This is a genomic window from Streptomyces sp. NPDC051310 (assembly GCF_044455245.1).
Lineage (GTDB): Bacteria > Actinomycetota > Actinomycetes > Streptomycetales > Streptomycetaceae > Streptomyces.
Map to the genome: position 1 here is coordinate 211,172 of NZ_JBITEO010000008.1, position 25,839 is coordinate 237,010.

The following is a 25,839-nucleotide window of genomic DNA, read 5'->3' on the forward strand; positions in this document are numbered from 1 at the left end:
GTCAGGCAGATGCCCGCCGGACCAGTTCCGTCGGCGTGATGACCGAGCCCGGGGCGCTGCCCGCCCCGGGCTCGTCCCCGTTCTCCGCCCGGTTCAGGACGCGCATCAGCAACCGGACCATGAGCCGCCCCATGCCCTCGACGTCCTGGCGGACCGTCGTCAGGGGCGGGTCGGTGGCCTCCGCGATGGACGACATGTCGTCGAAGCCGACCAGCGCCACGTCCTCGGGCACCCGCAGCCCGCGTTCGCGCAGCACCCGCAGCGCCCCGGACGCCATCAGGTCGTTGGCGGCGAACACCCCGTCCAGGTCGGGCCGGCGCGCCAGCAGCTCCGCCATCGCCCGCGCCCCGCTCTCCTCGGTGAAGTCACCCTGCGCGATCAGCCCGGGCCCGGCGTCCAGCAGGACGTCACGGTAGCCGTCGAGCCGGTCCACCGCGGACGTCTGGTCGCGCGGCCCGGCGATGTGCGCGACGCGCCGGCGGCCCAGCGAGAGCAGGTGCCGCACGGCCTCCCGGGCGCCGCCGCGGTTGTCCGCGTCCACGTACGGCACGGCGAGGTCCCCGGTCGCCCCGGCCCAGCCCGGCCGCCCGCCGAACACGGACGGGACCTGCACGCGGCGGATCACCCCCGGCAGCTCGTCGTCGTCGTGCACGGAGAAGGCGAGCGCACCGTCGACGTGGCCCCCGCCGAGGTAGCGGCCGATCCGGTCGTAGTCGCCCGGACCCTCCACCCACAGCAGCACCAGTTGGGAGTCGTGGACGGTCAGCTCACGGCTGATGCCGCGCACCTGCTGCTCGAAGAAGGGGTCGGAGAAGATGCGGAACTCCGGCTCTGCGATGATCACTGCCACCGCGCCGGTGCGGCGTGTCACCAGGGTGCGGGCGGCGTGGTTGGGGATGTATCCGAGCTCCTCGACCGCCCGGCGGACCTTCTCCGCCAGGGGCGTGCGGACCCCGGCGGCGCCGTTCACGACGCGCGAGACCGTCGCCCGGGAAACCCCGGCGCGGGCCGCGACGGCTTCCAGGGTGGGACGGGCCCCGGGGGTGGGCTCGGGCAAGGCGGGCAAGGGTGCTCCTCGGCTGCGCGGCGGACCGTACGCGGGCAGTACGTACAGGAGCAGCGTAGCCGGTGGCGGCGACTGTGTGAGAGCGCTCTCACGTGGTGGGACGCGAGGCGGGGCTGCGGTGCCCGGCGGGAGCCGCCGCCCCACCCCTGAGGGGCGGCGGCTCCGCGGTGATCAGTGGTCGTCGTGCCGGTGGTCGCGCCCGTGGTCGTGGACCGAGTTCGTCTCGGCGATCTTCTTCCACGACGCGGGCGGGGCGAGCGGCGCGGCCGTCCGCGACCGCGCCGCGATCCCGGCCGCCGTCGGCGCCGCCGGCTTCGACGGCTGGTACAGCCAGGTGTCGAAGAGCCCGGCGAGGGGCTTGCCCGAGATCCGCTCGGCGTACGACACGAAGTCGCTCACCTTGGCGTTGCCGTACGCCCGCTCGGCCGGCCAGCCCTTGAGGACGGCGAAGAAGTCCTCGTCACCTATCGCGTTGCGCAGTGCGTGCACCGCGAGCGCGCCCCGGTCGTAGACGGCGATGTCGAACTGGTTCTCCGGGCCCGGGTCGCCCGGCTTGACGGTCCAGAACGGGTCGTCGGCGGCGCGCGTGGCGTACACCCAGTCCGCCAGCTCCTGCGCCGTGCCCTCGCCCTCCTTCTCGGACCACAGCCACTGGCTGTAGCGGGCGAAGCCCTCGTTGATCCAGATGTCCTTCCAGCCGTCCACCGACACGCTGTCGCCGTACCACTGGTGCGCCAGCTCGTGCACCACCACCGAGACGTTCGCGCCGTTGGCGAACTGGCGCGGGCTGTAGAACGGCCGGGTCTGGGTCTCCAGGGCGTACCCCGTGGTCACGTTGGGGACGTACCCGCCGAGCGCGTTGAAGGGGTACGGCCCGTAGACCTCCTCCAGCCACTCGGCGACCTCCTTCGTGCGCTCGATGCTGGCGCGCGCCGCGCCCGCGTTGGCGCCGAGGTCCTTGCTGTACGCGTTGAGGACCGGCAGGCCCTTGTCCGTCTTGTCGGTGGTGATGTCGAACTTGCCGACGGCGAGCGTGGCGAGGTAGGTCGCCTGCGGCTTGTCGGAGCGCCAGTTGAAGCGCGTCCAGCCGAGACGCGAGGACTGCGACTGCAGGACGCCGTTGCTGATGGCCTGCGTCCCGTCCGGCACCGAGACCGAGACGTCGAACGTCGCCTTGTCCAGCGGGTGGTCGTTGGACGGGAACCACCACACGGCCGAGTCCGGCTCGTCCGCGGCGACCGCGCCGTCCGGCGTGCGGTGCCAGGCCGTCCAGCCGCCGATCCGCACCTCCGACGGCTTGCCCGCGTACCGCACGACGACCGTGACCGCGCGGCCCTTCTCCAGCGGGGCGGCAGGGGTGACGACCAACTCGTGGTCGCCGGACGCGGCGAACTTGGCCCGGGTGCCGTTCACCCGCACCTCGCTGACCTTCAGCCCGAGGTCCAGGTTGAAGCGGGAGAGGTTCTGCCGGGTGGTGGCGAGGATCGTCGCCGTACCCTCCAGCAGGTCGGTCGCCGGCTGGTACTTCAGGCGCAGGTCGTAGTGCGACACGTCGTACCCGCCGTTGCCGCTCGTCGGGTAGTAGGGGTCGCCGATGCCCGCGGCTCCCGGGGTGTAGTCGGCGGCCGATGCCGGGATCGCCAGCAGCAGCGAGGCCGCGAGTGCGCTCGGGACGATCAGTCTGCGGTGCACGTCAGACACTCCAAGTCGTATGGTCGGAAGATCTCCTGAAGGCTATTCAGCCGTCCCGTACCTCGCCATGTCCATGGCCCCACCCGTCACACGATCGCCATTCGGCCGACATGAACGGTCATCACCCACCCCGCCCTCTCCACCCCTTTGGTGGTGTTCCGGCCCTCTGTCCCCCGGCGGACGACGCGTGTACGTTCCCGCCCATGCCTCTACACATACGCGGCAGCCGCCCGGCGAGGAGATCCCTGGCCGTGGCGGCAGCGGCCGCACTGCTGTCCGTCGTCCCCGCCCCGGCCGCGAGCGCGCACGGCGCCCCGCCCCGCGAGTCGGCGCCCGTGTACTCGTACGACGATGCCATCCGCGAGTCCGTGTGGGTCGACACCGGGCTCGACGGCGACCGCGACGGGAGGACCGACCGCGTCGCCGCCGACATCATCCGGCCGCGCGAGGCGGACCGGCGGGGCCGGAAGGTCCCCGTGATCATGGACGCCAGCCCGTACTACTCCTGCTGCGGGCGCGGCAACGAGAGCCAGCGGAAGACGTACGACGCCCAGGGCAACCCCGTCCAGTTCCCGCTGTTCTACGACAACTACTTCGTCCCCCGCGGGTACGCCTTCGTCGCCGTGGACCTGGCCGGTACCAACCGCTCCGACGGCTGCGACGACGTCGGCGGACGCTCCGACGTCCGGTCCGCCAAGGCCGTCGTCGACTGGCTGAACGGCCGCGGCCGCGCCTACACCACCCGCACCGGCTCCGAGCGGGCCCGCGCCACCGGCTGGTCCACCGGCGACACCGGCATGATCGGCAAGAGCTGGGACGGCACCATAGCCAACGGTGTCGCCGCCACCGGTGTCGAGGGCCTGAGGACCATCGTTCCGATCGGTGCCATCTCCTCCTGGTACGACTACTACTTCGCCCAGGGCGCCCCGCTGTACGACTCGGGCCCCGAGTGGCTGTCCGACCACGTCAACAGCCCCGACGCCCGCGCCCGCTGCGGCCACGTCCAGCGGGCCCTGGTCGACGGCGCCCCCCGCACCGGCGACTGGACCCCCCTGTGGAGCGAGCGCGACCACGTCCCGGACGCGCGCAAGGTGAAGGCCAGCGTCTTCGTCGTCCACGGCCAGCAGGACCTCAACGTCCGCGCCAAGCACTTCGGCCAGTGGTGGGACGCCCTCGCCGCGCAGGGCGTCGAACGCAAGATCTGGCTCTCCGGCACCGGGCACGTCGATCCCTTCGACTTCCGCCGCGCCGAGTGGGTGCGCACGCTGCACCGCTGGTTCGACCACTACCTGCTCGGGTACGACAACGGGATCGACCGCGAGCCGATGGCCGACATCGAGCGCGCCCCCGACCAGTGGTCCACCGACCGCGTCTGGCCGCCGCGCGCGACCACCGCCACCACCCTGCGCCCCGGCCCCGGAGCGGCCCCCGGCGTCGGCACGCTCGGCCTCCTCCCGTCCCGGCCCGGCACGACGGAGACCTTCACCGACGCCCCCGCCCTCGGCGAGCTCGACTGGGCGGCCCACGTCGATTCCTCCACCCCCTCCAAGGCGGGCTTCCTGTCCCCACCCCTCAGCCGGGACCTGCGCCTCTCCGGCCCCTCCAGGGTCACCGTCACCGCCACCCCCGACACCACGAGCGCCCACCTCTCGGCGGTGCTCGTCGACGTCGGCCCCGACACCATCCGCGACTACACCGCCCGTGGCGAAGGCATCACCACGCTGGCCGAACGCACCTGCTGGGGCGCGAGTATTACCGGCGACAGCGCCTGCTTCAAGGAGACCAGGGCGAAGACGGCCGACGTCGGCTTCACCGTCTTCAGCCGAGGCTGGGCGGACCTCGGCACCTGGGCCGACGCGAAGAAGGGCCGCCCGCTCACCCCCGGCAGGGCCCACACCATCACCCTCGACCTCGCCGCCGCGGACCACGTCGTCCCGGCCGGACACCGCCTCGCGCTGATCATCGGCGGCACCGACGCCGGGCTCATCGACCCTCCGCCCGCCCCGACGGCCCCCACGCTCACCCTCGACCTGGCCCGCACCACGGCGAAACTCCCGGTCGTCGGCGGCCCCCGGGCCTATCTGCGCGCCACGTCCGGCGTCCCGCACCCGGCGCCCCGTCCGTCGCCGCGCACGGCCCCGCTCGACGGCGTCGCCGAGCGGCCCGCCGTGACCCGCGTCCCCGGCCCGGCAGGCGGTATCCGATGAGCGCCCGTCTCCGCGCCGCCGTACTGTCCGTGACCGCCGCGGTCCTCGCCCTGCCGTTCGTCGCCGCCCCGGAGTCACGGGCGTCGGCCGGTGCGCCGCCCCGCACGGGCTTCGAACGGAGCGGCGGCGCCCGCTGGACCGGCGAGGCCGAGGAGCAGCGCTTCCTCGCCGCTGTCGACCGGGCGAGCGACCGCGTGTCCGTGACCCGGATCGGCACCACCGGGCAGGGCCGGCCCCTCCGGCTCGTCACCGTCGGCACCGGCCGCACCGCCACCACGCTGCTGCTCATCTGCAGCCAGCACGGCGACGAACCGGCAGGCCGCGAAGCCTGCCTGACCACCGTGCGCGACCTCGCCCTCGCCGAGGACGCGGAAACGATCCGCTTCCTGTCCCGCACGACCGTCCTCGTCGTACCGACCGCCAACCCCGACGGGCGGGCCGCGAACACCCGCACCAACGCCGACGGCATCGACATCAACCGCGACCACATCGCCCTGGAGACCGCCGAGGGCCGCGCCCTCGCCGCCGTGCAGCGCGACCACCGCCCCGACGTCGTCCACGACCTGCACGAGTACGACGCCACCCCGCCGTACTACGACAAGGCACTGCTCTCCCTGTGGCCGCGCAACCTCAACACCCACGCGCGCGTGCACGACGAGGCCCGTACCCTCTCGGAGACGTACGTCCGCCCCGCCGCCGAGCGCGCCGGACACAGCAGCGGTGTCTACGGCATCTGGACCGACCCGGTCACCGGCGAGCCGCTCAAGCAGGTCGCCGGGGACGGCCAGGAGCGCATCCTGCGCAACACGGCCGGCCTCAAGCACTCCGTCGGCCTGCTCGTCGAGACCCGCACCACCCCCCTCACGGAGGAGGAGAAGCAGGACACGGCCGTCAACAACAGACGCCGCGTCACCACGCACCTCACCGCCCTCGACGGCGCCTTCGCGTACGTCACCGAGCGCCGCGGCGCCATCGAGGCCGCCACCACGGCCGCCCGGCTGGCCGGGCCCGCCGACCGCGGCCCGGTGTACCTCGGCGGCGCCGACAACGACCCCGCCGGACCGGCGGACATCCTGCCGGACCCGCCCTGCGGCTACCGCCTGACCGCGGCCCAGTACGCCGGCGTCCGCGACGAGCTCGCCCTGCACGGCGTGCGCGCGCGGCCGCGGGCCGACGGCTCCGCGTTCGTACCGCTGCGGCAGTCCCGGCGCGCCCTGGTGGCGCTGCTCCTCGACGCCCGTGCCGCGTACCACCTCACCGAGGGGGAGCCCGTCGACGCCTGTTGATCCCGGTTAGCATGGGGCCGGTGTGGTAGGGGGTACCGAGAAGCGAATTCCCGAGGAATGCGTGAAAGGTGCCGCCTGTGTCGCACGACGAACGGAAACCGGGCCAACGGCTGCGGCTGCCGGTGAGGGCGGCCCTCCCGGGCCGTCACCCGCACGAGGACAAGCCGCCGGTGACGGACCGGGTGGTGTTCGGCGTGACGGCCGTCCTCACCCTCGCCTTCGTCGTCTGGGGATCCACCGCCACGAAGTCGCTGGAATCCGTCTCCGACACGATGCTGAGCGGCCTGATGCACAACGGCGGCTGGGCGTTCGTCCTGGCCGCCTCGGGCTTCGTCGTCTTCGCCCTCTGGCTCGCCGTCAGCCGCTACGGCCGGATCGAGCTCGGCCAGGAGCACGAGCAGCCGGAGTTCCGCACCGTCTCGTGGGTCGCGATGATGTTCAGCGCGGGCATGGGCATCGGGCTGATGTTCTACGGTGTCAGCGAGCCGCTCGCGCACTACACCACGCCGCCGCCCGGCACGAACCCGGCGGACTCGGCGGACCGCATGCAGACGGCCCTGGCCACCACACTGTTCCACTGGACCCTCCACCCCTGGGCCATCTACGCCGTGGTCGGTCTCGCCATCGCGTACAGCACCTTCCGCCGCCGCCGGCGGCAGACCATCAGTGCCGTGTTCGAGCCGCTGATCGGCCGGAAGCACGCCTCGGGGGCGGCCGGCCGCGTGATCGACATCCTGGCGATCTTCGCCACGCTCTTCGGGTCGGCGACCTCGCTCGGCCTCGGCGCCCTGCAGATCGGCAGCGGCTTCCGGGAACTGGGGTGGCTGGAGCGGGCCGGGGTCGGGCTGCTCGTCACCATCATCGCCGTGCTGACGGTGGGCTTCGTGCTCTCCGCCGTGTCCGGGGTGGAGCGGGGCATCCAGTGGCTGTCCAACACCAACATGGTGCTCGCCGTCGTCCTCGCCCTGTTCGTCTTCGTCGCCGGGCCGACGATTCTCGTCCTCGACCTCGTCCCGACCTCGCTCGCCGCCTACGTCGGCGACCTGGCGCAGCTCGCCGGGCGCACGGAGGCGGCGACCGGGGGCGGCGGCGTCGCCGACTGGCTGAGCACCTGGACCGTCTTCTACTGGGCGTGGTGGATCTCCTGGACGCCGTTCGTCGGCATGTTCATCGCCCGCATCAGCCGCGGTCGGACGATCCGCCAGTTCATCGGCGGCGTCATCCTCGTCCCGAGCACCGTCAGCCTGATCTGGTTCGCCGTCTTCGGCGGTACGGCGATGAGGCTGCAGGAGCGCGACCGGCTCGGCGACGAGACGACGCCCGAGGGGCAGCTCTTCGGCGTGCTGCAGGAGTTCCCGATCGCCGGCGTGATGAGCCTGGTGGTCATGATCCTGGTGGGGATCTTCTTCATCTCCGGCGCGGACGCCGCCTCCATCGTCATGGGCACGCTCTCCCAGCAGGGCACCTTCGAACCGGCCCGGTACGTGGTCGTCTTCTGGGGAGTGGTGACCGGCGGTGTGGCGGCGGTGATGCTGCTCGTCGGCGAGGGCAAGGGCGACGCGCTCGCCGGCCTCCAGCACCTGACGATCCTCGTCGCGGCCCCGTTCGTCCTGGTGATGATCGGCATGTGCTGGTCGCTGATGCGCGACCTGCGCAAGGACCCGCTGATCGTGCGCGGCCAGCTCGCCGAGGAGGCCGTGGAGGAGGCCGTGATCGCGGGGCACGAGAAGTACGCGGGTGACTTCGAGATCCGCATCGGTCCGGGTCCTGAGCACACCGGGAAACCCGGTCCGGGGGAGTCCGGCGCCGGTGCGGGGGAGTCCGGCGCCGGTCCGGAACCAGGTGCCGACGGCCCGTCACCGGGCCGCTGACCGGCGGTTCGAACGCCCGCAACACGTACGCTAGGGTTACCGATCGGTAATGATCACCCCCCACAACGGGCATGTCATGCCCGGAAGTTGGAGTTCCCTATGCGTGTACGTGTTCCCGCGCTCGCCGTCGGCGCGCTGATCGCCGGCGGTCTGCTCCTCGGCGGCACCCCGGCCGCGCAGCAGCCGTCGCTGGAGATCACGGCGGGTCACAGCACCTGCAACGTCCGGCAGATGCAGGCGGAGATCAAGGAGAAGCGGGACCGGGCGAAGCGCCTGGAGCGCGACGGCGCCCCGCGTGAGGCGGCCCGCGTCCGCGCCGAGGCCACCGCCATCGAGAAGCGGATGAAGGCCTGCATCAAGGCCGAGGAGGAGATGAGCAAGCCCTTCCCGGGCTGAGCCCTCCGCTCCCCGGACGGCCCGCCGGTGACGCGCGCTCGGCGCGTGCCACCGGCCCCGTCCGACGGGGTGCATCCTCCCCGGCCCGGCCGGCCCGTCCCCGGACGAGCCGCCCGGACCCCCGAAAGGGCCGCCACCGGCGGCCCTTTCGGCATGCACGGGCGTACGGGCGCACGGCGGGCGGATGCGGCGGGCACGGGTGGCGAGAGGGACAGCCGCAGCACGGGTACCGGGGGCCGGCGCGGGTGTCGCAGGTGCGGGTGGCGGCGCGCCGGGCACGGGGCGCGGTGCGGCGCGGCGGGTACAGGTGTCGCAGGTGCAGGTAGGTGCAGGTGCCGAGGGGCACAGCCGCGGCCGCGGGTCCCGCGGGCCGCGCCGGGTGTCAGCCGTGGCGGAGCGCCAGCGACGCCGCCTCCTGTGCGCAGCCCCACGCCACCGTCACGCCCGCCCCGCCGTGGCCGTAGTTGTGCACCAGCACCCCGCCGCCGGCCAGGGGCTCCGCGTCGAGCCGTACCCCGCCCGCCCGTACCGGGCGCAGCCCCACCCGGTGCCCGAGGACGCGGGCGTGCGCGATGTCCGGGTGGATGCGCGCGCACCGGGCGACGATCGCCGCGGCCGTCCCCGCGTCGGGCTCCGTACTCCCGTCGCCGTCCTCGGCCGTGCCGCCCAGCACAAGCCGCCCCGGCTGCGGGAAGAAGTACGTCGTCGCACTGTGCGCGGCGTCCGCCGCGGTGAACCACTCCTCGATCCCCGGGTTCTCCACCAGGACCAACTGCCCCCGCACCGGCCGCAGCGACGGGTCCGGCACCAGCTCACGGGCGCCGAGGCCCGTGCAGTTGACCACCACGGGCGCCCGTGACGCCGCCGGTGCGAAGGACGTCACCCCGCGCCTCTCGACGGTCCCGCCCGCCGCCTCCAGCCGCGAGCGCAGCCACGCCAGGTGCACCGGCATGTCGATCAGCGGCAGCCGGGCCGCCAGCGCGCCGGAGGCCAGTTGCCGCAGCCCGGCGACCTCGCCCGCCCACGGGCCGAGACCCGAGAGGGCGGTGTCCGCATGGATGCCCGCGGCCATCCGTACGCCCGTCGCCGCAGGGTCCGCAGCGAGCTCCTCGTACGTCCGCAGCGTCGCCACGGCCCAGGCACCCACCCGTTCCGCCGGCTCGATGCGGTAGGGCCACCACAGGGCACCCGCCACCGCCGATGTCGTGGCCTGCGGTGCGTCGCGCGTCCACACCCGCACCCGCCGGCCCCGCTCCGCCAGGACGACGGCGGTCGTCAGGCCGATCACACCGCCGCCCACGACGATCACCTCACCGCTCATGCCGGGACGGTAGCCGACCCCTCCACCGCGGGCATACTCCCGGCATGCCTGCCGCGCACGAGCACGAGCTCACGCCTGCCCACGCCTCCTTCGCCCTGGCCCCGGCGATCCGGGCCGGTGCCGTCATGGCCGGCGGTGGCTACCGCGTGCACCGCGACTTCATGGACTTCATCGTCGACGGGCACCCGCTGCTCCACCGGCTCTCCGACCTCGACGCCGTGTCCCCGCTCGCCTCCGACGTACCGCCCGCCATCTTCACCGGCCACGTGCGCCGGCTGCTCCTGGAGGCGGATGCTCCCCTTCCCGAGGGGCGGTACGTCATCTACGGATGCCCCGAGTGCGCGGACCTCGGCTGCGGCGCCGTCACCGCCGTGATCGAGCGGGACGGCGATGACGTCGTGTGGCGCGACTTCGCCTGGCAGACCGACGAGACGGCCGACCTGGAACGCGACGGCTACCACGGCATCGGCCCCTTCCGCTTCCGCGGCGAGGAGTACCGCACCGAGCTGGAGCGGCTCCTGACCGATGGTCCCCGCAGGCAGGGCGACTCCGGCGACCCGGCGTACCGGGGCTTTCCCGGCTGCGCCGACGGGACCGCCGCCCCGGTGCGCCGCCGCGCCCTGCTGATCGGGGCGCGCGTCGCGGTCCTCGCCCGCCTCGCCGCCGCCCTGCGCGGCATCGGTGTCGGCGCCGACATCGCGGAGGACGCCACGGACGTGCCGCCCGGGGAACTGCGCGCCTACGACGTGGTGGCGTTCGGCCGGGCGGTCGGCGAGGAGCGGCGCGCCGCCGTGCGGGACGCCTTCCGCCGGGCGGGCGCGGACATCGCGTACGTCGAGGGGCTGGCCCCCGTCGTCCCGCTGCTCGTCGCGCAGATCGAGCACGCCCTGGACCGCACCCCCTTACCGAGGCGACGCCTGACCGGCCTGGCCGCGGCCGACGGCGAGGCGGTCGTGGAGGTCACCTCCGCCTGCCGGGTCGAGCTCGTCGCGTACCGCCTCGACCGGCTCCACCGCACGCGCACCCACGAGCTCTTCGACGGCGTCCTGGAACCGGGCAGCCACCGCATCCCGCTGGGTGCGCGGGCCATCAGGGGCAGGTCGTACCTGGTCGCGCGCACCATGGACAGCGTGCTGGTCGCACCGGCGACGGCCTGAGGTCCTCGCGCGGACGCCGTCGCCGCGGAGCACCGAGCCCGCACGCCCCGCCGGCCACCGAGCCCGCACGCTCCCGCCGGGTCCGGGTCCGGGTCCGGGTCCGGGTACGGGTCCAAGGCCGGGCGGCCGCGGGGCCCCTCACCGGGCGGGCGGACGGCGCTGCATGGCCGGCACCCCTCGGGACGGGTCCCGCGGAGCGGGCCGAGCCCGGCACGCTCCACCAGGCACCCCTTAGGATCGACCACCTGATGACTGCCACCCTCGTCGCCAAGGACCTCGCCGCCGGCCACGGCGAACGCTCCCTCTTCTCCGGCCTGGACCTCGTCGTCGCTCCCGGCGACGTGATCGGCCTCGTGGGCGCCAACGGCGCCGGCAAGTCGACCCTGCTGCGGCTCCTCGCCGGGCTCGACACGCCCGAGCAGGGGCAGCTGCGCCTGTCGCCGCCCACCGCCACGGTCGGCCACCTCCCGCAGGAGCCGGAGCGGCGCGAGGGCGAGACCGTACGCGACTTCCTCGCCCGCCGTACCGGCGTCGCCGCCGCGCAAACCGCGATGGACGAGGCCACCCAGGCTCTCGTCGACGGTGCCCCGGGCGCCGACGACGCGTACGCCACGGCTCTGGAACGCTGGCTCGGCCTCGGTGGCGCGGACCTCGACGAGCGCGCCGAGGAGGTCGCCGGCTCACTCGGCCTGACCGTCGGCCTCGACCGGCCGATGACCGCGCTCTCCGGCGGCCAGGCCGCCCGCGCCGGTCTCGCCTCGCTCCTGCTGTCCCGCTACGACGTGTTCCTGCTCGACGAGCCGACCAACGACCTCGACCTGGACGGCCTGGAGCGCCTGGAGCGCTTCGTCACCGGTCTGCGCGCCGGGACCGTCGTCATCAGCCACGACCGCGAGTTCCTCGCCCGCACCGTCACCAAGGTCCTCGAACTGGACCTCGCCCAGCAGCGGATCACCCTCTACGGCGGCGGCTACGAGGCATACCTGGAGGAGCGCGAGACCTCCCGCCGCCACGCCCGCGAGGACTACGACGAGTACGCCGACAAGAAGGCCGCCCTCGAGGACCGCGCACAGATGCAGCGCTCCTGGATGGACAAGGGCGTCAAGAACGCGCGCCGCAAGGCGGGCGGCGACAACGACAAGATCGGCCGCAAGTTCCGCAGCGAGGCCAGCGAGAAGCAGGCCGCCAAGGCCCGCCAGACGCAGCGCATGATCGAGCGCCTCGACGTGGTCGAGGAGCCACGCAAGGAGTGGGAGCTGCGGATGGAGATCGCCACCGCCCCGCGCTCCGGCGCGGTCGTGGCGACCCTGCGGGACGCGGAGGTGCGGCGCGGCGGCTTCCGCTTCGGCCCGGCCACGCTCCAGGTCGACTGGGCCGACCGGGTCGCGATCACGGGGGCCAACGGCGCCGGCAAGTCCACCCTGCTCGCCGCGCTCCTCGGACGGCTCCCGCTGGACGCGGGGCACTCCGCCCTCGGGTCCGGGGTCGTCGTGGGGGAGGTCGACCAGGCGCGCCGCCTCTTCCACGGCACGCAGTCCCTGCTGGACGCGTTCTGCGCGGCCGTCCCCGACACCGAACCGGCCGACGTGCGCACCCTGCTGGCGAAGTTCGGCCTCAAGGCCCAGCACGTGCTGCGCCCCGCGGCCTCCCTGTCACCGGGCGAACGCACCCGCGCCGCGCTCGCCCTGCTCCAGGGCAGGGGCGTGAACCTGCTGGTGCTGGACGAGCCGACCAACCACCTCGACCTGCCGGCCATCGAGCAGCTGGAGACGGCCCTCGACACGTACACCGGCACGCTGCTGCTGGTCACCCACGACCGCCGCATGCTCGACGCGGTCCGTACGACCCGCCGGGTCGAGGTGGCGGACGGCAAGGTCACCGAACTCTGACGCGCCGCCGCCCCTACGGGCGGTCCTCGGGCTCCTCGTAGGTGTCCTCGTACGCGTCCTCGCCGGGGCGTGGGCGCCCGGCGCGGTCCGGCCGGTCCGCCTCCGCGGGCCTGCGCTCCTTGTGCCGCGCCTCCCGCTTCTCCTCCTCCAGGTGCTTGCGGACTTCCTCGGGCTTGTCTCCGAACTGGTTCATGACCGCCTCCGTCGGGCGCCTGTGGTCGTCGGACGACCTCGTGACGCGGTCAGGGTCACACAGCCCGCCGCCGCCCGCACGTCGAGGGGCGGGCAGGAACACCTGCCCGCCCCACGGTCACAGTCGGCCGGGACGGCACGCCCCCGACGGGCGGGCCGGGGAGGTCAGCGGCGGCCCTTGCCGCCGCCTCCGCCGCCGAGCAGCCCCGCCTTGCGCAGGGCGTCCGCCATGGCGCTGTTGGCGGGCGCCGGGGCCTGGGACGCACGCCCGCCGGCCCCGCCCTTGCCGCCGCCGGCCCCGCCCCGGCCGCTGCCCCCGCCGCCCTTGCGCTGCTGCGGGGGCCGGCCGCCCCGCTCCCGCTCCCGCTTCGGCGCCGGAGCGCCGTCGGAGGCGGTGGTCCCGTCGTCCAGGCGCAGCGTCAGCGAGATCCGCTTGCGCGGGATGTCGACGTCCAGCACCTTCACCTTCACCACGTCACCCGGCTTCACCACCTCGCGCGGGTCCTTGACGAAGTTCCGGGACATGGCCGACACGTGGACGAGCCCGTCCTGGTGCACACCGACGTCCACGAAGGCACCGAACGCGGCCACGTTCGTGACGACGCCCTCCAGCACCATCCCGGACTCCAGGTCGCCGATCTTCTCGACGCCCTCCTTGAAGGTGGCCGTGCGGAACGCGGGCCGCGGGTCGCGCCCCGGCTTCTCCAGTTCGCGCAGGATGTCCGTGACGGTCGGCAGACCGAACGTCTCGTCGACGAAGTCGTCCGGCCGCAGCGACCGCAGCACCGAGGTGTTGCCGATCAGCGACGCGACCTCGCCGCCCGTGGTCTTCACCATCCGCCGCACCACCGGGTACGCCTCCGGGTGCACGCTGGACGCGTCCAGCGGGTCGTCGCCGCCGCGGATCCGCAGGAAGCCCGCGCACTGCTCGTAAGCCTTGGGGCCGAGCCGCGGGACGTCCTTGAGAGCCTTGCGGGAGCGGAAGGGGCCGTTGGCGTCCCGGTGGGCCACGATGTTCTCCGCCAGGCCCGCCCCGATCCCGGACACCCGCGAAAGCAGCGGCGCCGAGGCGGTGTTGACGTCGACGCCGACACCGTTCACACAGTCCTCGACCACCGCGTCGAGCGACCGGGACAGCTTCACCTCGGACAGGTCGTGCTGGTACTGTCCGACCCCGATCGACTTCGGGTCGATCTTCACCAGCTCGGCGAGCGGGTCCTGCAGCCGCCGCGCGATCGACACGGCGCCGCGCAGCGACACGTCGAGGTCCGGCAGTTCCTGCGAGGCGAACGCGGACGCCGAGTAGACCGAGGCGCCCGCCTCCGACACCATCACCTTGGTGAGCTTCAGCTCCGGGTGCCTGGCGATCAGGTCGGCCGCCAGCTTGTCGGTCTCGCGCGACGCGGTGCCGTTGCCGATGGCGACCAGCTCGACCGCGTGCTCCTTCGCGAGCCGCGCCAGGGTCGCCAGCGACTGGTCCCACTTGTTGGCCGGTACGTGCGGGTAGATGGTGTCGGTGGCGACGACCTTGCCGGTCGCGTCCACGACGGCGACCTTCACACCCGTACGGAAACCCGGGTCGAGCCCGAGCGTCGCCCGCGTCCCGGCCGGGGCCGCGAGCAGCAGGTCGCGCAGGTTCGCGGCGAAGACCCGCACCGCTTCGTCCTCGGCCGCCGTGCGCAGCCGCAGTCGCAGGTCGATCCCGAGGTGCACGAGGATCCGGGTCCGCCACGCCCAGCGGACGGTATCGCCGAGCCACTTGTCGCCCGGCCGGCCCTGCTGGGAGATCCCGAACCGGGAGGCGATGATCCCTTCGTACGACGAAGGCCCCTCCACCGGTTCCTCCGGCTCCAGCACCAGGTCGAGGACCTCCTCCTTCTCACCGCGCAGCATCGCCAGCACGCGGTGGGAGGGCAGCGCGGTGAAGGGCTCGGCGAAGTCGAAGTAGTCGGCGAACTTGGCGCCCGGCCCCTCCGCGGCGTCGCCCTTGCCCTCCCGGACCTTCGACACGAGCCGCCCGCGCGTCCACATCCGCTCGCGCAGTTCGCCGATCAGGTCGGCGTCCTCCGCGAACCGCTCGGTCAGGATGGCGCGCGCGCCCTCCAGGGCGGCGGCCGGGTCCGCGACGCCCTTGCCGGCGTCGACGAACGCGGCGGCCGCGGCGAGCGGCTCCACCGACGGATCGCCGAGCAGTCCGTCCGCCAGCGGCTCCAGCCCGGCCTCCCGGGCGATCTGCGCCTTGGTGCGCCGCTTCGGCTTGAACGGCAGGTAGATGTCCTCCAGCCGCGCCTTTGTGTCGGCCGCGAGGATCCGCTCCCGCAGCTCCTCGGTGAGCTTGCCCTGCTCGCGTACGGAGTCGAGGATCGCGCTCCGCCGCTCCTCCAGCTCCCGCAGGTAGCGCAGCCGCTCCTCGAGCGTGCGCAGCTGCGCGTCGTCGAGCATCTCGGTCGCTTCCTTGCGGTAGCGCGCGATGAACGGCACGGTCGACCCGCCGTCGAGCAGCTCGACGGCCGCCCTCACCTGCCGCTCCCGTACGCCGAGCTCCTCGGCGATCCTGCCTTCGATGGACGTCGTCACGGTGTCCCGACTCGCCTTCTCGTGCCTCCAGCTTGCCGTTGCATTCTGCCGGGTCACCGTGCGACGTGTCGCGCGCCCCGGCGCCGGGGCGCGGCGCGTTCCCGCCGGCGCGGCGGTCTACGGCCGGTCGGAGAGGTCGTCGAGCACCCGCATCGCCTCGGCGTGGGCGCTCATCCGCAGGCTGACGGCGCCCACGGTGAGGAGGACCGATCCGGCGACGGCGAGGGGCACCGAGAGCCCCAGCACGGCCAGTGCCTCGGGCCAGTCCCGCTCGTCCGCGCACCGGTCGCCGCGCCACACACCGTCGTTGGCCGTCCCCGCATCGGTGAACAGGCGCGCCTCGCACTCCTCGGGATGGCGATCACCCGGCCTGTCGTCCACCTCGTACGGGGTGATCAGCAGCAGGGCGCACCACGTCCACAGCAGGGCCGCCACCGCCAGCAGCGCCGCCCCCCAGCCCCGTGTCCGCGCGGCCCGGTCGCGGAAGTCCCGGTCGTACTCATGTGATCGCATGACGGAGGAAGGCAGCAAGCGCCCGCCCGCCGTTGATCACGCGTGAGCGGGTGCTGCGGGACGTGGCCTCAGGCCGTTCCGGGGAGCAACCGGCCCCGGGGGAACGGGGAACGGCGGGGCCGGCGGAACGGAGGGCGGACGGTGGGGCCTTCCGGGGCGGGCGGCGCACACGAACGCCGCCCCGGGACGCGGGGCGGCGGTTCGTGAACGCGCCGGGGCCGTGGCGCGCGCCGGTCCGTACCGGGTGCGGTCTCAGGCCCGGCGCGCCCTGCCGCCGCCGTGCGACGCCCCACCGAAGAGCCGGGCCAGCAGCCGGAAGGGCAGGGTCACCACCGTGGCGACCGCGGAGCCGATCATGCGGAAGAAGTCGGCGATCGTACGCAAGGGGCACCTCCGTGTGCTCTCGGGTTGCCTCGTGCGGGTTGCCGCCGGGTGTCCGCCGAAACGTCAGCCCTTGCCGACCAGGTCCTGCGGGAACGCGCCCGCCGCCGCGGCGGCGCCCAGGAAGCCCCGCCCCAGCTCCGTCAGCCGCTCTACGCCCGCCGCGCCGAGGTGCTCGTACGGAGCCGCGTCCAGGCGGTCGGTGTGGTCCTCCAGCTCCGCGCGCAGCGCGCTGCCCGCTTCGGTCAGTTCGCCCTGCTCGTCCAGCAGCCCGCGCTCGCGCAGCCGCCCGGCCGCCGCGTCCCACTCGGCGCGTCGCCAGCCTCGGGTGGCGAGGATCCAGCGGGGCGCCATGCCCTTGCCGGTCGCCGTGTGGCTGACCAGCGCCTCCAGCGGGTCGAGCCCGGCGGAGAGCAGGACGGCGAGATGGGCGTCCCCGCGGTGCTCGCGCAGCAGCGTCGCCGCGTGCCAGTAGGCGAGGTGCGGCTCCTCGGGCACGGGCAGGTCGGCGTGCGCCGCGTACAGCGGCCGGGCGTGCCGGGTACAGCCTTCCGCGGCGCGCAGCGCGAGCCCGGCCGCCTCGGCCATCGCCTCCGAGGCGATCACGTCGTCCCCGAGCAGCCGGCGCAGGGTGGCGTCGGCGGCCCGCAGCCGCGCGGCGAGCACGGCCGCGGGCGGGGCGACGTCCCAGACGGCCGGGAGGTGCTGGGCGATCAGCTCGTGGCTGAAGTTGTAGAAGGTGGCTGCGACGGTGCCGGGGCCCACGGCTCCCATGGCGGCGGCCCGGCCGGCGAAGTACGCGGCGCGGGAGTCCTCGATGCCGAGCCCGGCGAGCTCCTCGGCAAAGTCGGGGGAGAAGTAGACCGTCGAGTGGAGCGGGTTCAGGGCGTTGTGGCACCGGCGCCCGGCGCGCGGCGGCAGAGTCGTCGTCATGGCGCCAGGTTACCGACTGGTTGGTACGTGGGTCACGGCCGGGAAGCCGATGGCAGGAAAGGTGGGGTCCTCGTCCTTGCGGCCGTACCGCCCGGCCCCGAAGGATGGGACGCATGACCAAGCGCCCCGTGCTCGTCGTCCTCTTCGACGGCGTGCAGAGCCTGGACGTCACCGGACCGGTCGAGGTGTTCGCCGGAGCGGCCCACTTCGGGCCCGCCGGCGGCGCCTACCCCCTGCGCACCGCCTCGCTCGACGGTGAGCCCGTGCGTACCCAGAGCGGCCTGCGCCTGGTCGCCGACACCTCCCTCGCCGACGCCGAAGCACCGCACACCCTGCTGGTGCCCGGCGGCGAGGGCTCGCTCAGCCCCGACCCGCGGCTGGTCGACTGGCTGCGCGTGCACGCCCCGCGCGCCGAGCGCCTGGTCTCCGTCTGCACCGGCGCGCTGCTGCTCGCCGGGGCCGGCCTCCTCGACGGACACCGCGCCACCACGCACTGGGCCTTCTGCGGCCGCCTCGCCCGCGACCACCCCGAGGTCCGGGTCGACCCCGACCCGATCTTCGTCCGGGACGGGAAGCTGGCGACCTCCGCCGGTGTCACCGCGGGCATCGACCTCGCCCTGGCCCTCGTCGAGGAGGACCTCGGCCGCGAAGCGGCGCTCACCGTCGCCCGCCACCTCGTCGTCTTCCTGCGCCGCCCCGGCAACCAGGCGCAGTTCAGCGCCCAGCTCGCCGCGCAGACCGCCCGCCGCCAACCCCTGCGCGACCTGCAGCAGTTCATCACCGAGCACCCGGCCGCCGACCTCTCGGTGGAGGCCCTGGCCTCCCGGGCCCGCCTCTCACCGCGGCACTTCGCCCGCGCCTTCCACGCGGAGACCGGCACGACACCCGGCCGGTACGTCGACCGCGTCCGTCTCGAACACGCCCGCCGCCTCCTGGAGGAGACCGCCGACGGCGTCCAGGAAGTGGCGCGCGCCTCCGGCTACGGAACGCCGGAGGCCATGCGCCGCGCCTTCGTCAAGGCGCTGGGCACCCCGCCGGCCGAGTACCGGCGGCGCTTCCACGCTCCCTTGCCCACCCGTTGAAAGGACAGCCTCCGCATGCAGATCGCCATCCTCCTCTACGACGGCTTCACCGCGCTCGACGCCATCGGCCCCTTCGAGATGATCAGCCACCTGCCCGGCGCCGAGACCGTCCTCGTCGCCAAGGAGGCCGGCCCGGTCCGCAACGACCAGGGCAACCTGGCCCTCGTCGCCGACCGCTCCCTCGCGGAGGTCACCCGCCCGGACATCGTCCTCGTCCCGGGCACCGGCGACTGGGGACCCGTCCTCCGCGACCAGGAGACCCTCGACTGGCTCCGCACCGCCGACGCGACCAGCACCTGGACCACCTCCGTGTGCACCGGCTCGCTGATTCTCGGCGCCGCCGGCCTCCTCCAAGGCCGCCGCGCGACCACCCACTGGCTCGCGCTGGACGAGCTGAAGGCGTACGGGGCCGAGCCGACGGAGGAGCGGGTCGTCCCCGAGGGCAAGTACGTCACGGCCGCCGGTGTCTCCGCAGGCATCGACATGGGCCTGTACCTGCTGGGCCGGATCGCGGGCGACCGGCACGCCCAGGTCGTCCAGCTCATCACCGAGTACGACCCCCGGCCCCCCTACGACGCGGGCTCCCCGGCCAAGGCCCCGGCGGACATCGTCGCCTTCTGGCGCGACCGGACCGCACAGGCCCCGGAGCCCCGCGGGCGCCGCCTCACACCCCGTACGTGAACCGCGGCGCCCGCCGCTCCAGGAAGGCGGCGATGCCCTCGGCGGTGTCGTCGCTGCCGCGGGCCTGGTCCGCCCAGTGGGCGTCCCGGTCGGTGCGCCCGGCCGCGAACTCCTTCGCCGCCGCCTGGGTCAGCTGGGAGCGGGAGGCGAGGATCCTGGTGAACTCCGCCACCCGCTTGCCGAGTTGCCCGGCCGGCAGCACCTCGTCCACCAGACCGGTGCGCAGCGCCCGGTCGGTGTCGATCAACTCGCCGGAGAAGAGCAGGTACTTGGCGGCCGACGGACCCACCAGGGAGACCAGCCGCCGGGTGGAGGACGCCGGGTAGACGATGCCGAGCTTCGCCGGGGTCACGCCGAACAGCGCGCCCTCCTCGGCGAAGCGCAGGTCGCAGGCGGCCGCGAGCTGGCTGCCGCCGCCCACGCAGTAGCCGCGCACGGCGGCGAGCGCCGGCTTGGGGAAGGCGGCGAGCGCCTCCTCGGCACGCACCGCGAGGGCCTGCTGCTCGTCGCCCGGTTCGCGCAGCGAGGCGATGTCCGCGCCGGCGCAGAAGGTGGTGCCCGCGCCGGTGAGCACCAGCACCCGGACGTCGCGGTCGGCGGCCAGCTCCGCGAGGAGGCCGGGCAGGGCCCGCCACATGGCGGCCGTCATCGCGTTGCGCTTGGCGGGGTTGCTGATGACGACCGTGGCGACGCCGTCCGTGACGCTGTGCTCCAGCTGCGGCTGCTGCTCCGTGCGCTCCATGCGCCGGATGCTATCCGGCGGGCCCGATCGTACGATCAAGAAGGGGGCGCCGTCCGGACGAGCGACAGGCAAGGAGGCGCGCGATGGCCGGTACGACTCCGCCGCCCGACCCCACTCCCACCCCCGATCCCGCTCCGGATCCCATCCCCTCTCCCGGACCCGGCCCGTCCCCCGGCCGGGTCCGGGAGGGGGAACCCGGGCCCGACGCGGTGCGGCGGGAGGGGAGGCGGCTCAGCCGCAGCTTCGGTGTGCTGGTGCTGCTCGGCGTGGTCCTGGTGATCGGCGGTGCGGTCGGACTCGTCCACACCGCCGTCGCCACCCTCACGTCGATGCTGCTCTTCGGCTGGCTGCTGCTGATCGGCGGTGCGGTCGGTCTCGTCCACGCGGTGCAGTCGCGCCGCGAGGGCTACTTCTGGCTCGCCGTGGTGGTCGCGGCGCTGAACATCGCCGCCGGGTTCGTCGTCGTGCGGCACCCGGCCGAGTCGGCGGAGGCGTTCACCATGTTCGCCGCGCTGCTCTTCCTGACCGGCGGGGTGTTCCGGCTGGTGGGCAGTGTGGTGGTGCGCGGCCCGCAGTTCGGCTGGACCTTGCTGCAGGGCGCCTTCGGTGTCCTGCTGGGGCTGCTGGTGCTGTTCGACTGGCCGGACAGCAGCCTGTACGTCCTCGGGACGTTCTTCTCGCTGGCGCTGCTGTTCGACGGGCTGGGCCTGGTCGCGATCGGGGTCGGCGGCCGCAGGATCGTTTCCCTGGTGTCGACAAAGATGTCAGAAGACAATCCCGAGCGATCGAACACCTGACTCCGGCATACCCACCTGGTCAGAATCCGCCGATACTCGTTGACTTCTGGTCAACAGGCAGGTCGGACGCGACGCACTCCCAACACTCGATGCGTGGCGACAATCGAGCACGAGGGTGAGAGCCGGACCATCGAGAGCCGTGGGGAGACCCCGGCACGGCCACCGACGTACGAAGGGGTCTGGCGCTTCACCGCTCCCGCCGTCGACCTCTCCGTACCCCAGGCCCGGCACGCCGTCAGGGATCTGCTGAAACGTCAAGGCGTCCCCGTCCACGACGACGTCGTACAGGGACTGCTGCTGATCGTCTCCGAGCTGGTGACCAACGCCGTGCGGCACGCGGCGCTGCTGTCACCCGAGGTCGCGGTCGAGGTGGGGATCGGCACCGAGTGGATCCGGGTGTCCGTCGAGGACAACCACCCCTACCGCCCCAAGGCGCTGGAGTCGGACGCCGCCCGCACGGGCGGGCGCGGACTGCTGCTGGTCCGGGAGATCACGCGCGAGGCCGGCGGTGTGTGCGACGTCGAGCACACGGCGAGCGGCGGCAAGATCGTCTGGGCGGCGTTGCCGCTCAGACCGGGCCCGGCCGAGCCCTGAACCCCGTCACCGGAGCCCAGGGCACGGCCTGGCGCACGGCTCACCAGCCGCCGCTCTCCCCGGTCAGTTCCTTGATCGCCGGACGCGCCGCGTCCAGCACCGTCATGAACCAGGCCGAGAACGGCGCCGACGCGTGCCGGTCGTCCAGCTCCTGCGCCGTCACGAACGCCGTCTCCTCCACCTCCTGCGGATCGGGCCGCAGCGGAGCCTGCACCATCCCGACGAAGAGGTGGTTGTACTCCTGCTCCACCAGGCCCGACGCCGGGTCCGGGTGGTTGTAGCGGACCGTGCCCGCCTCGGCGAGCAGCGACGGCGACACACCCAGCTCCTCGTGCACCCGCCGGGACGCCGCCGCGAACGGCGCCTCACCCGGATAGGGGTGCCCGCAGCACGTGTTCGACCACACACCGGGGGAGTGGTACTTCCCCAGCGCCCGCCGCTGCAGCAGCAGCCGGCCCGCCTCGTCGAAGAGGAACACCGAAAAGGCCCGGTGGAGCTGCCCGGGTGCCTGGTGGGCGGCGAGCTTCTCCGCGGTGCCGATGGTGGTGCCGTTCTCGTCGACCAGTTCGAGCATGATCGATGGCTTGACTCCGTTCGACGAGTTGTTCGCCGCGGTGGCTGGTGTGATCGGCATGACCATCCTTCGCTTCGGTTCCCGGCCCTGTGGGCAGTCTCAGTCTGCCGCACAAAAGCCGCTTGTCGGCACACGTCGGCCCGCGCCCGTGAGGTCTGAGCCACCGGAGTGACGGGAGGTCAGACGCCGAACGCCGGCGGATAGTGGATCCTGCCCCGCGGAACGGGTCCCGAAGAGTCCATGACCAGGGCCATCATCGCCTCGTCCGGCACCTCGAAGGGCGCCTCGATCCCGTACCGGGAAGCCGGGACGAATCCGAAGCGCGGGTAGTACTCCGGATGGCCGAGAACCAGCACCAGCCGCTCCCCGCCCAGCCGGGCCGCGTCCAGTACCGCCCGCACCACCGCCTGCCCCGCGCCCTGCCGCTGGTACGCGGGCGCCACCGAGACCGGCGCGAGCGCCGCAGCCGGAGCGCCGCCGACCCGGCAGCGGGTGACCAGGGCGTGCGCCGCCACCGTGCCGTCCGGCGCCTGGGCGACGTACGACAGGCCCGGCAGCCATGCGGCCCGGTCCTCGCGCAGCGCGTCGACCAGATCGGCCTCCGCCCCGGTGGTGAAGGCCGCCGCCGTGACCGCCCGTACGGCGGCCCGGTCGGCGTCCGTCTCCGGCCGCGTGCGCCAGCGGGCGTCGGCGGGCCGCAGGGCGTAGCCCCGGTAGCCGTACTCGGTGCCGTGCTCGCGGCGCAGGGCGATCTCCGCGCGGGTGGCGGCGAGGGCCTCGGCCATGCCCGGCGCCGACGGATCGGCGGCATCGGCGCGGGCGCCGAGCGGCCCGTAGTACTCCTCCCAGTCGCTCTCGGGCTGCAGGTACGTGCCGAGGACGTGGTAACCGGCCTCGACCGCCGCCGCGGTGTTCGCGGCGCCGGTACGCAGCGGGTAGTGGGCGTCCCAGAACGCCCGCGCCGCGGCGGACGGCTCGTCGGCCGTCCACTCGCACTCGGTGACGACGAGCGCGCCGCCCGGGGCGAGCAGCCGCCGCCAGGAGCGCAGCGCGCGGTCGAAGCCGATCGCGTACGCCGAGCTCTCCGCCCAGACGAGATCGAAGGACCCGTCGGGGTACGGCAGCTCGGCCATGTCGGCCGCGACCGTGCGGACGGACTCTGCGAGCCCGCGGTCGGCGGCCGCTCGCCGCAACTCGGCCAGGAACGGTTCGTGCAGGTCGACGGCCGTCACTCGCGCACCGGCCTCGGCGGCCAGCAGCAGGGCGGCCCGGCCGGGACCGCAGCCGAGGTCGAGCACGCGCGGACGCGCCGGCAGCGTACCGGCGGCAGCGGCGAGGGCGAGCAGCCGGCGGGTGGTGCCGTCGGAACCGGGACCCTGCCGCGGCAGACCGTGGTGCAGGGAGAAGAAGGCGTCGTGCAGAGCGTTGTCGGACAACGTGGAAACCCTTGGTGTGAGGCGGGCCCCGGCCGACGTACGGCAGCCGCCGGTCCTCGCTCGGGGAGCGAGGACCGGGGGTCTTTCCGAGATCAGGTCAGCCGAGCACCCGAAGCTGATGTTCGAGGTCGAGCGGGAAGGTCACCGCGACAGTCATCAACCTCAGCTCCTCTCACAGGCACGGACCCGGAAACCCTATCAGTGGCAGAGCCGCGCCTCGTGCTCGGCGTGACCGCTCGGCTCCAGCTGGAAGGTGCAGTGCTCGACGTCGAAGTGGTCGCCGAGGCAGTGCTGGAGGTCGTGCAGTATCTTCTCGTGCCCCACCGCGTCCAGCGCGGCCGGATCGACGACCACGTGCGCCGACAGGACCGGCATCCCCGACGTGATCGTCCACGCGTGCAGGTCGTGGACGTCCTCCACGCCCGGCAGCGCCAGCATATGGGCCCGTACCTCCGCCATGTCCACGCCCTTGGGCGCCGCCTCCAGCAGCACGTCGAGGGTCTCGCGCAGCAGCTTCACCGTACGCGGCACGATCATCAGGCCGATCACCAGCGAGGCGATCGGGTCGGCGGCCTGCCAGCCGGTGGTGAGGATGACGCCCGCCGCGATCAGCACCGTGACCGAGCCGAGCGCGTCGGCCAGCACCTCCAGGTAGGCGCCGCGCACATTGAGGCTCTCCCGCTGCCCCCGCACCAGCAGGGAGAGGGAGATCATGTTGGCGACCAGGCCGAACAGCGCGAACGCGATCGCCAGGCCCCCCTTCGTCGCGGCCGGCGTGATGAACCGCTGCACCGCCTCGAAGAGGAGGAAGCCGCCGGCGCCGAGCAGCAGGAGGCAGTTCGCCAGCGCGGCGAGTATCTCGGCCCGGGCGTACCCGAAGGTGCGCTTCGCGGTGGCGGGGCGGCCGGCGAAGTGGATCGCCATCAGGGCCATCGCCAGACCGACCGCGTCGGTCGCCATGTGGGTGGCGTCCGCGATCAGCGCCAGGGAGTCGGCCATGACGCCGCCGACGATCTCGGCCACCATGACGCAGAGCGTGATCGTGAGCGCGATCCGCAGCCGGCCCTTGTACGCGGCGGCCGCGGTGCCCGTCGGCGGCGGGCCCCCGTGCGTATGCCCGTGGTCGTGCCCAGCCCCCATGCGATGCCTCCAGCGCTCGACAACACCTCGTCCGAGCGGCCAGTGAACTACGGGTGGGGGGTATGTGCAAGCCGGGACTGAACACCGTTGTCATATGCTCTGACCTGCGGTGATGCCCGCAGGTCAGAGCGCCGGGCCCGGCGTGGCGGTCAGCGGGCGGGGCGCGCCCCGGGGTGGCGCAGGCACCAGCCCTCCCACGCCGACTCGACCATCTCGCGCACGCCGTACGACGCCGTCCAGCCCAGCTCCTTGGTGATCAGCTCGACGGACGCGACCGCCTTGGCGGCGTCGCCCGGCCGGCGCGCCTCGACCACCGGCTCGGCGGTGGCGCCGGTCACCTCCGCGACGAGCGCGGCGAGCTCCCGCACGGAGACGCCCTCGCCGCGGCCGATGTTCACCGTCAGATCGCCGGGGCCGTCCTGGCCGGCCAGCCGGCGCGCGACGGCCAGGTGCGCGTCCGCGACGTCGGCGACGTGGATGTAGTCGCGGACGCAGGTGCCGTCCGGCGTCGGGTAGTCGGCGCCGAAGATCCGCGGGGCCTCGCCGCGGGTGATCCGGTCGAAGAACATCGGGATGATGTTGAACACGCCCGTGTCGGCCAGCTCCGGCCGCGCGGCCCCCGCCACGTTGAAGTAGCGCAGACAGGCCGTGGCCATGCCGTGGGCCCGGCCCGCCGCCCGGACCAGCCACTCGCCCGCGAGCTTCGTCTCGCCGTAGGGGTTGATCGGCGCGGTCGGCGCGGTCTCCCCGATCAGCTCGGCGTCCGGAACGCCGTACACCGCCGCGGACGAGGAGAAGAGGAACCGCTTCACCCCGGCGGCGACCACGGCCTCCAGCAGCAGGGTCAGTCCGTGCACGTTCTCCCGGTAGTAGTGGAGCGGCCGCTCCACCGACTCCCCGACCTGCTTCTTCGCCGCGAGGTGCACCACACCGGTGACGGCGTGCTCGGCGAGCGTCCGGTCGACCAGCTCACGGTCCGCGATCGACCCGCGCACCACGGGTATCGCGGCGGGCAGCCGTCCGGGAACGCCGGAGGACATCTCGTCGAGCACGACGACGCGCTCGCCGGCCTCCGCCATGGCGTGCGCCACATGGGCGCCGATGTATCCCGCTCCGCCTGTGATCAGCCAAGTCATGACGGTCAGCCTATGCCCTGGGGGCCGGCGGTTTGTGGGCCGAGGTGTGGATCGACAATGATGATCTCGGCCGCCCGTACCCCCCGGAAGCCTCGGTGAACTTCGGCTTCCGTTCATCCGATAGCCTCAGCCGGCGTGCCGTCGCGCCCCCCGTCCCTGTCCGGCTCCAAGGAGTG

General features: G+C 73.7%; 23 protein-coding genes. 10 read left to right on the plus strand and 13 right to left on the minus strand.

The window, feature by feature from the left end; genetic code table 11:
- Position 1: 1 nt before the first annotated feature.
- A complete protein-coding gene (locus ACIA79_RS14570) occupies positions 2-1,057 on the minus strand; it encodes a LacI family DNA-binding transcriptional regulator (protein WP_399428643.1) in 1,056 nt (351 codons plus the stop codon).
- Positions 1,058-1,237: 180 nt separating this feature from the next.
- Positions 1,238-2,758 (minus strand): M1 family metallopeptidase, encoded by a 1,521-nt coding sequence (locus ACIA79_RS14575; RefSeq protein ID WP_399428578.1) that lies wholly within the window; start codon positions 2,756-2,758, stop codon positions 1,238-1,240.
- A 203-nt stretch (positions 2,759-2,961) separates the two neighbouring features.
- On the opposite strand from ACIA79_RS14575, the gene ACIA79_RS14580 reads away from it, so the two are divergent.
- From ACIA79_RS14580 to ACIA79_RS14595, 4 genes are all read left to right on the plus strand, one after another.
- Positions 2,962-4,965 (plus strand): Xaa-Pro dipeptidyl-peptidase, encoded by a 2,004-nt coding sequence (locus ACIA79_RS14580; protein ID WP_399428579.1) that lies wholly within the window; start codon positions 2,962-2,964, stop codon positions 4,963-4,965.
- On the plus strand, positions 4,962-6,251 hold the full coding sequence (locus ACIA79_RS14585; RefSeq protein ID WP_399428580.1) for a M14 family metallocarboxypeptidase: 1,290 nt from the start codon (positions 4,962-4,964) through the stop codon (positions 6,249-6,251). The genes ACIA79_RS14580 and ACIA79_RS14585 overlap by 4 nt, the downstream gene beginning before the upstream one ends.
- 77 nt (positions 6,252-6,328) lie before the next feature.
- Positions 6,329-8,122: a BCCT family transporter gene (locus ACIA79_RS14590; RefSeq protein ID WP_399428581.1), complete on the plus strand. Its 1,794-nt coding sequence runs from the start codon at positions 6,329-6,331 to the stop codon at positions 8,120-8,122.
- 99 nt (positions 8,123-8,221) lie between these two features.
- Entirely contained in the window at positions 8,222-8,518 is a 297-nt protein-coding gene (locus ACIA79_RS14595; protein WP_399428582.1) for a hypothetical protein, read from the plus strand.
- A 382-nt stretch (positions 8,519-8,900) separates the two neighbouring features.
- Here ACIA79_RS14595 and ACIA79_RS14600 read toward each other — a convergent pair whose 3' ends face one another.
- Complete coding sequence (locus tag ACIA79_RS14600; protein ID WP_399428583.1) at positions 8,901-9,839, minus strand: NAD(P)/FAD-dependent oxidoreductase; 939 nt, start codon at positions 9,837-9,839, stop codon at positions 8,901-8,903.
- A gap of 44 nt (positions 9,840-9,883) precedes the next feature.
- Between ACIA79_RS14600 and ACIA79_RS14605 the strand changes: the two genes are divergently transcribed.
- Together ACIA79_RS14605 and ACIA79_RS14610 are read left to right on the plus strand one after the other, a co-directional pair.
- The gene (locus tag ACIA79_RS14605; RefSeq protein ID WP_399428584.1) at positions 9,884-10,996 is read left to right on the plus strand and encodes an oxidoreductase; all 1,113 of its coding nucleotides are present in this window, start codon (positions 9,884-9,886) and stop codon (positions 10,994-10,996) included.
- A gap of 248 nt (positions 10,997-11,244) precedes the next feature.
- The gene (locus ACIA79_RS14610; protein ID WP_399428585.1) at positions 11,245-12,885 is read left to right on the plus strand and encodes an ABC-F family ATP-binding cassette domain-containing protein; all 1,641 of its coding nucleotides are present in this window, start codon (positions 11,245-11,247) and stop codon (positions 12,883-12,885) included.
- A gap of 13 nt (positions 12,886-12,898) precedes the next feature.
- On the opposite strand, the gene ACIA79_RS14615 is transcribed toward ACIA79_RS14610, so the two are convergent.
- The 5 genes from ACIA79_RS14615 to ACIA79_RS14635 all read right to left on the minus strand — a co-directional run bounded on the left by ACIA79_RS14615 (position 12,899) and on the right by ACIA79_RS14635 (position 17,481).
- A complete protein-coding gene (locus ACIA79_RS14615; RefSeq protein WP_399428586.1) occupies positions 12,899-13,078 on the minus strand; it encodes a hypothetical protein in 180 nt (59 codons plus the stop codon).
- Between the two features lie 164 nt (positions 13,079-13,242).
- Positions 13,243-15,654: a Tex family protein gene (locus tag ACIA79_RS14620; RefSeq protein ID WP_399428587.1), complete on the minus strand. Its 2,412-nt coding sequence runs from the start codon at positions 15,652-15,654 to the stop codon at positions 13,243-13,245.
- 117 nt (positions 15,655-15,771) lie between these two features.
- Entirely contained in the window at positions 15,772-16,167 is a 396-nt protein-coding gene (locus tag ACIA79_RS14625; protein ID WP_399428588.1) for a hypothetical protein, read from the minus strand.
- 252 nt (positions 16,168-16,419) lie between these two features.
- Complete coding sequence (locus ACIA79_RS14630; RefSeq protein ID WP_344362847.1) at positions 16,420-16,551, minus strand: LPFR motif small protein; 132 nt, start codon at positions 16,549-16,551, stop codon at positions 16,420-16,422.
- A 63-nt stretch (positions 16,552-16,614) separates the two neighbouring features.
- A complete protein-coding gene (locus tag ACIA79_RS14635; protein ID WP_399428589.1) occupies positions 16,615-17,481 on the minus strand; it encodes a hypothetical protein in 867 nt (288 codons plus the stop codon).
- Between the two features lie 113 nt (positions 17,482-17,594).
- Between ACIA79_RS14635 and ACIA79_RS14640 the strand changes: the two genes are divergently transcribed.
- The gene (locus ACIA79_RS14640) at positions 17,595-18,563 is read left to right on the plus strand and encodes a GlxA family transcriptional regulator (protein WP_399428590.1); all 969 of its coding nucleotides are present in this window, start codon (positions 17,595-17,597) and stop codon (positions 18,561-18,563) included.
- Between the two features lie 15 nt (positions 18,564-18,578).
- Positions 18,579-19,244 (plus strand): DJ-1/PfpI family protein, encoded by a 666-nt coding sequence (locus ACIA79_RS14645; RefSeq protein ID WP_399428591.1) that lies wholly within the window; start codon positions 18,579-18,581, stop codon positions 19,242-19,244.
- On the opposite strand, the gene ACIA79_RS14650 is transcribed toward ACIA79_RS14645, so the two are convergent.
- A complete protein-coding gene (locus tag ACIA79_RS14650) occupies positions 19,228-19,986 on the minus strand; it encodes an enoyl-CoA hydratase/isomerase family protein (protein ID WP_399428592.1) in 759 nt (252 codons plus the stop codon). The genes ACIA79_RS14645 and ACIA79_RS14650 overlap by 17 nt on opposite strands.
- An 83-nt stretch (positions 19,987-20,069) precedes the next feature.
- Between ACIA79_RS14650 and ACIA79_RS14655 the strand changes: the two genes are divergently transcribed.
- The gene (locus ACIA79_RS14655; protein ID WP_399428593.1) at positions 20,070-20,783 is read left to right on the plus strand and encodes an HdeD family acid-resistance protein; all 714 of its coding nucleotides are present in this window, start codon (positions 20,070-20,072) and stop codon (positions 20,781-20,783) included.
- A gap of 129 nt (positions 20,784-20,912) precedes the next feature.
- On the plus strand, positions 20,913-21,377 hold the full coding sequence (locus ACIA79_RS14660; RefSeq protein WP_399428644.1) for an ATP-binding protein: 465 nt from the start codon (positions 20,913-20,915) through the stop codon (positions 21,375-21,377).
- Positions 21,378-21,417: 40 nt separating this feature from the next.
- On the opposite strand, the gene idi is transcribed toward ACIA79_RS14660, so the two are convergent.
- The 4 genes from idi to galE form a co-directional block, all read right to left on the minus strand.
- On the minus strand, positions 21,418-22,011 hold the full coding sequence (idi, locus tag ACIA79_RS14665) for an isopentenyl-diphosphate Delta-isomerase (RefSeq protein ID WP_399428594.1): 594 nt from the start codon (positions 22,009-22,011) through the stop codon (positions 21,418-21,420).
- 119 nt (positions 22,012-22,130) lie between these two features.
- Positions 22,131-23,387 carry a bifunctional class I SAM-dependent methyltransferase/N-acetyltransferase gene (locus ACIA79_RS14670; protein WP_399428595.1) on the minus strand — a complete coding sequence of 419 codons (1,257 nt, stop codon included), beginning with the start codon at positions 23,385-23,387 and terminating at the stop codon, positions 22,131-22,133.
- A gap of 198 nt (positions 23,388-23,585) precedes the next feature.
- A complete protein-coding gene (locus ACIA79_RS14675; RefSeq protein ID WP_399428596.1) occupies positions 23,586-24,527 on the minus strand; it encodes a cation diffusion facilitator family transporter in 942 nt (313 codons plus the stop codon).
- A gap of 149 nt (positions 24,528-24,676) precedes the next feature.
- Positions 24,677-25,663, minus strand: a complete 987-nt coding sequence (gene galE / locus ACIA79_RS14680; RefSeq protein WP_399428597.1) for a UDP-glucose 4-epimerase GalE — start codon at positions 25,661-25,663, stop codon at positions 24,677-24,679.
- Positions 25,664-25,839 lie beyond the last annotated feature (176 nt).

Bases quoted from the DNA above. Each gene is read 5' to 3' on its own strand.
- ACIA79_RS14610 (WP_399428585.1), top strand. From the start codon at position 11,245: ATGACTGCCACCCTCGTCGCCAAGGACCTCGCCGCCGGCCACGGCGAA.
- ACIA79_RS14580 (WP_399428579.1), top strand. From the start codon at position 2,962: ATGCCTCTACACATACGCGGCAGCCGCCCGGCGAGGAGATCCCTGGCC.
- ACIA79_RS14625 (WP_399428588.1), bottom strand. From the start codon at position 16,167: ATGCGATCACATGAGTACGACCGGGACTTCCGCGACCGGGCCGCGCGG.
- galE (WP_399428597.1), bottom strand. From the start codon at position 25,663: ATGACTTGGCTGATCACAGGCGGAGCGGGATACATCGGCGCCCATGTG.
- ACIA79_RS14595 (WP_399428582.1), top strand. From the start codon at position 8,222: ATGCGTGTACGTGTTCCCGCGCTCGCCGTCGGCGCGCTGATCGCCGGC.
- idi (WP_399428594.1), bottom strand. From the start codon at position 22,011: ATGCCGATCACACCAGCCACCGCGGCGAACAACTCGTCGAACGGAGTC.
- ACIA79_RS14605 (WP_399428584.1), top strand. From the start codon at position 9,884: ATGCCTGCCGCGCACGAGCACGAGCTCACGCCTGCCCACGCCTCCTTC.
- ACIA79_RS14640 (WP_399428590.1), top strand. From the start codon at position 17,595: ATGACCAAGCGCCCCGTGCTCGTCGTCCTCTTCGACGGCGTGCAGAGC.
- ACIA79_RS14600 (WP_399428583.1), bottom strand. From the start codon at position 9,839: ATGAGCGGTGAGGTGATCGTCGTGGGCGGCGGTGTGATCGGCCTGACG.
- ACIA79_RS14635 (WP_399428589.1), bottom strand. From the start codon at position 17,481: ATGACGACGACTCTGCCGCCGCGCGCCGGGCGCCGGTGCCACAACGCC.
- ACIA79_RS14615 (WP_399428586.1), bottom strand. From the start codon at position 13,078: ATGAACCAGTTCGGAGACAAGCCCGAGGAAGTCCGCAAGCACCTGGAG.
- ACIA79_RS14650 (WP_399428592.1), bottom strand. From the start codon at position 19,986: ATGGAGCGCACGGAGCAGCAGCCGCAGCTGGAGCACAGCGTCACGGAC.
- ACIA79_RS14655 (WP_399428593.1), top strand. From the start codon at position 20,070: ATGGCCGGTACGACTCCGCCGCCCGACCCCACTCCCACCCCCGATCCC.
- ACIA79_RS14645 (WP_399428591.1), top strand. From the start codon at position 18,579: ATGCAGATCGCCATCCTCCTCTACGACGGCTTCACCGCGCTCGACGCC.
- ACIA79_RS14585 (WP_399428580.1), top strand. From the start codon at position 4,962: ATGAGCGCCCGTCTCCGCGCCGCCGTACTGTCCGTGACCGCCGCGGTC.
- ACIA79_RS14675 (WP_399428596.1), bottom strand. From the start codon at position 24,527: ATGGGGGCTGGGCACGACCACGGGCATACGCACGGGGGCCCGCCGCCG.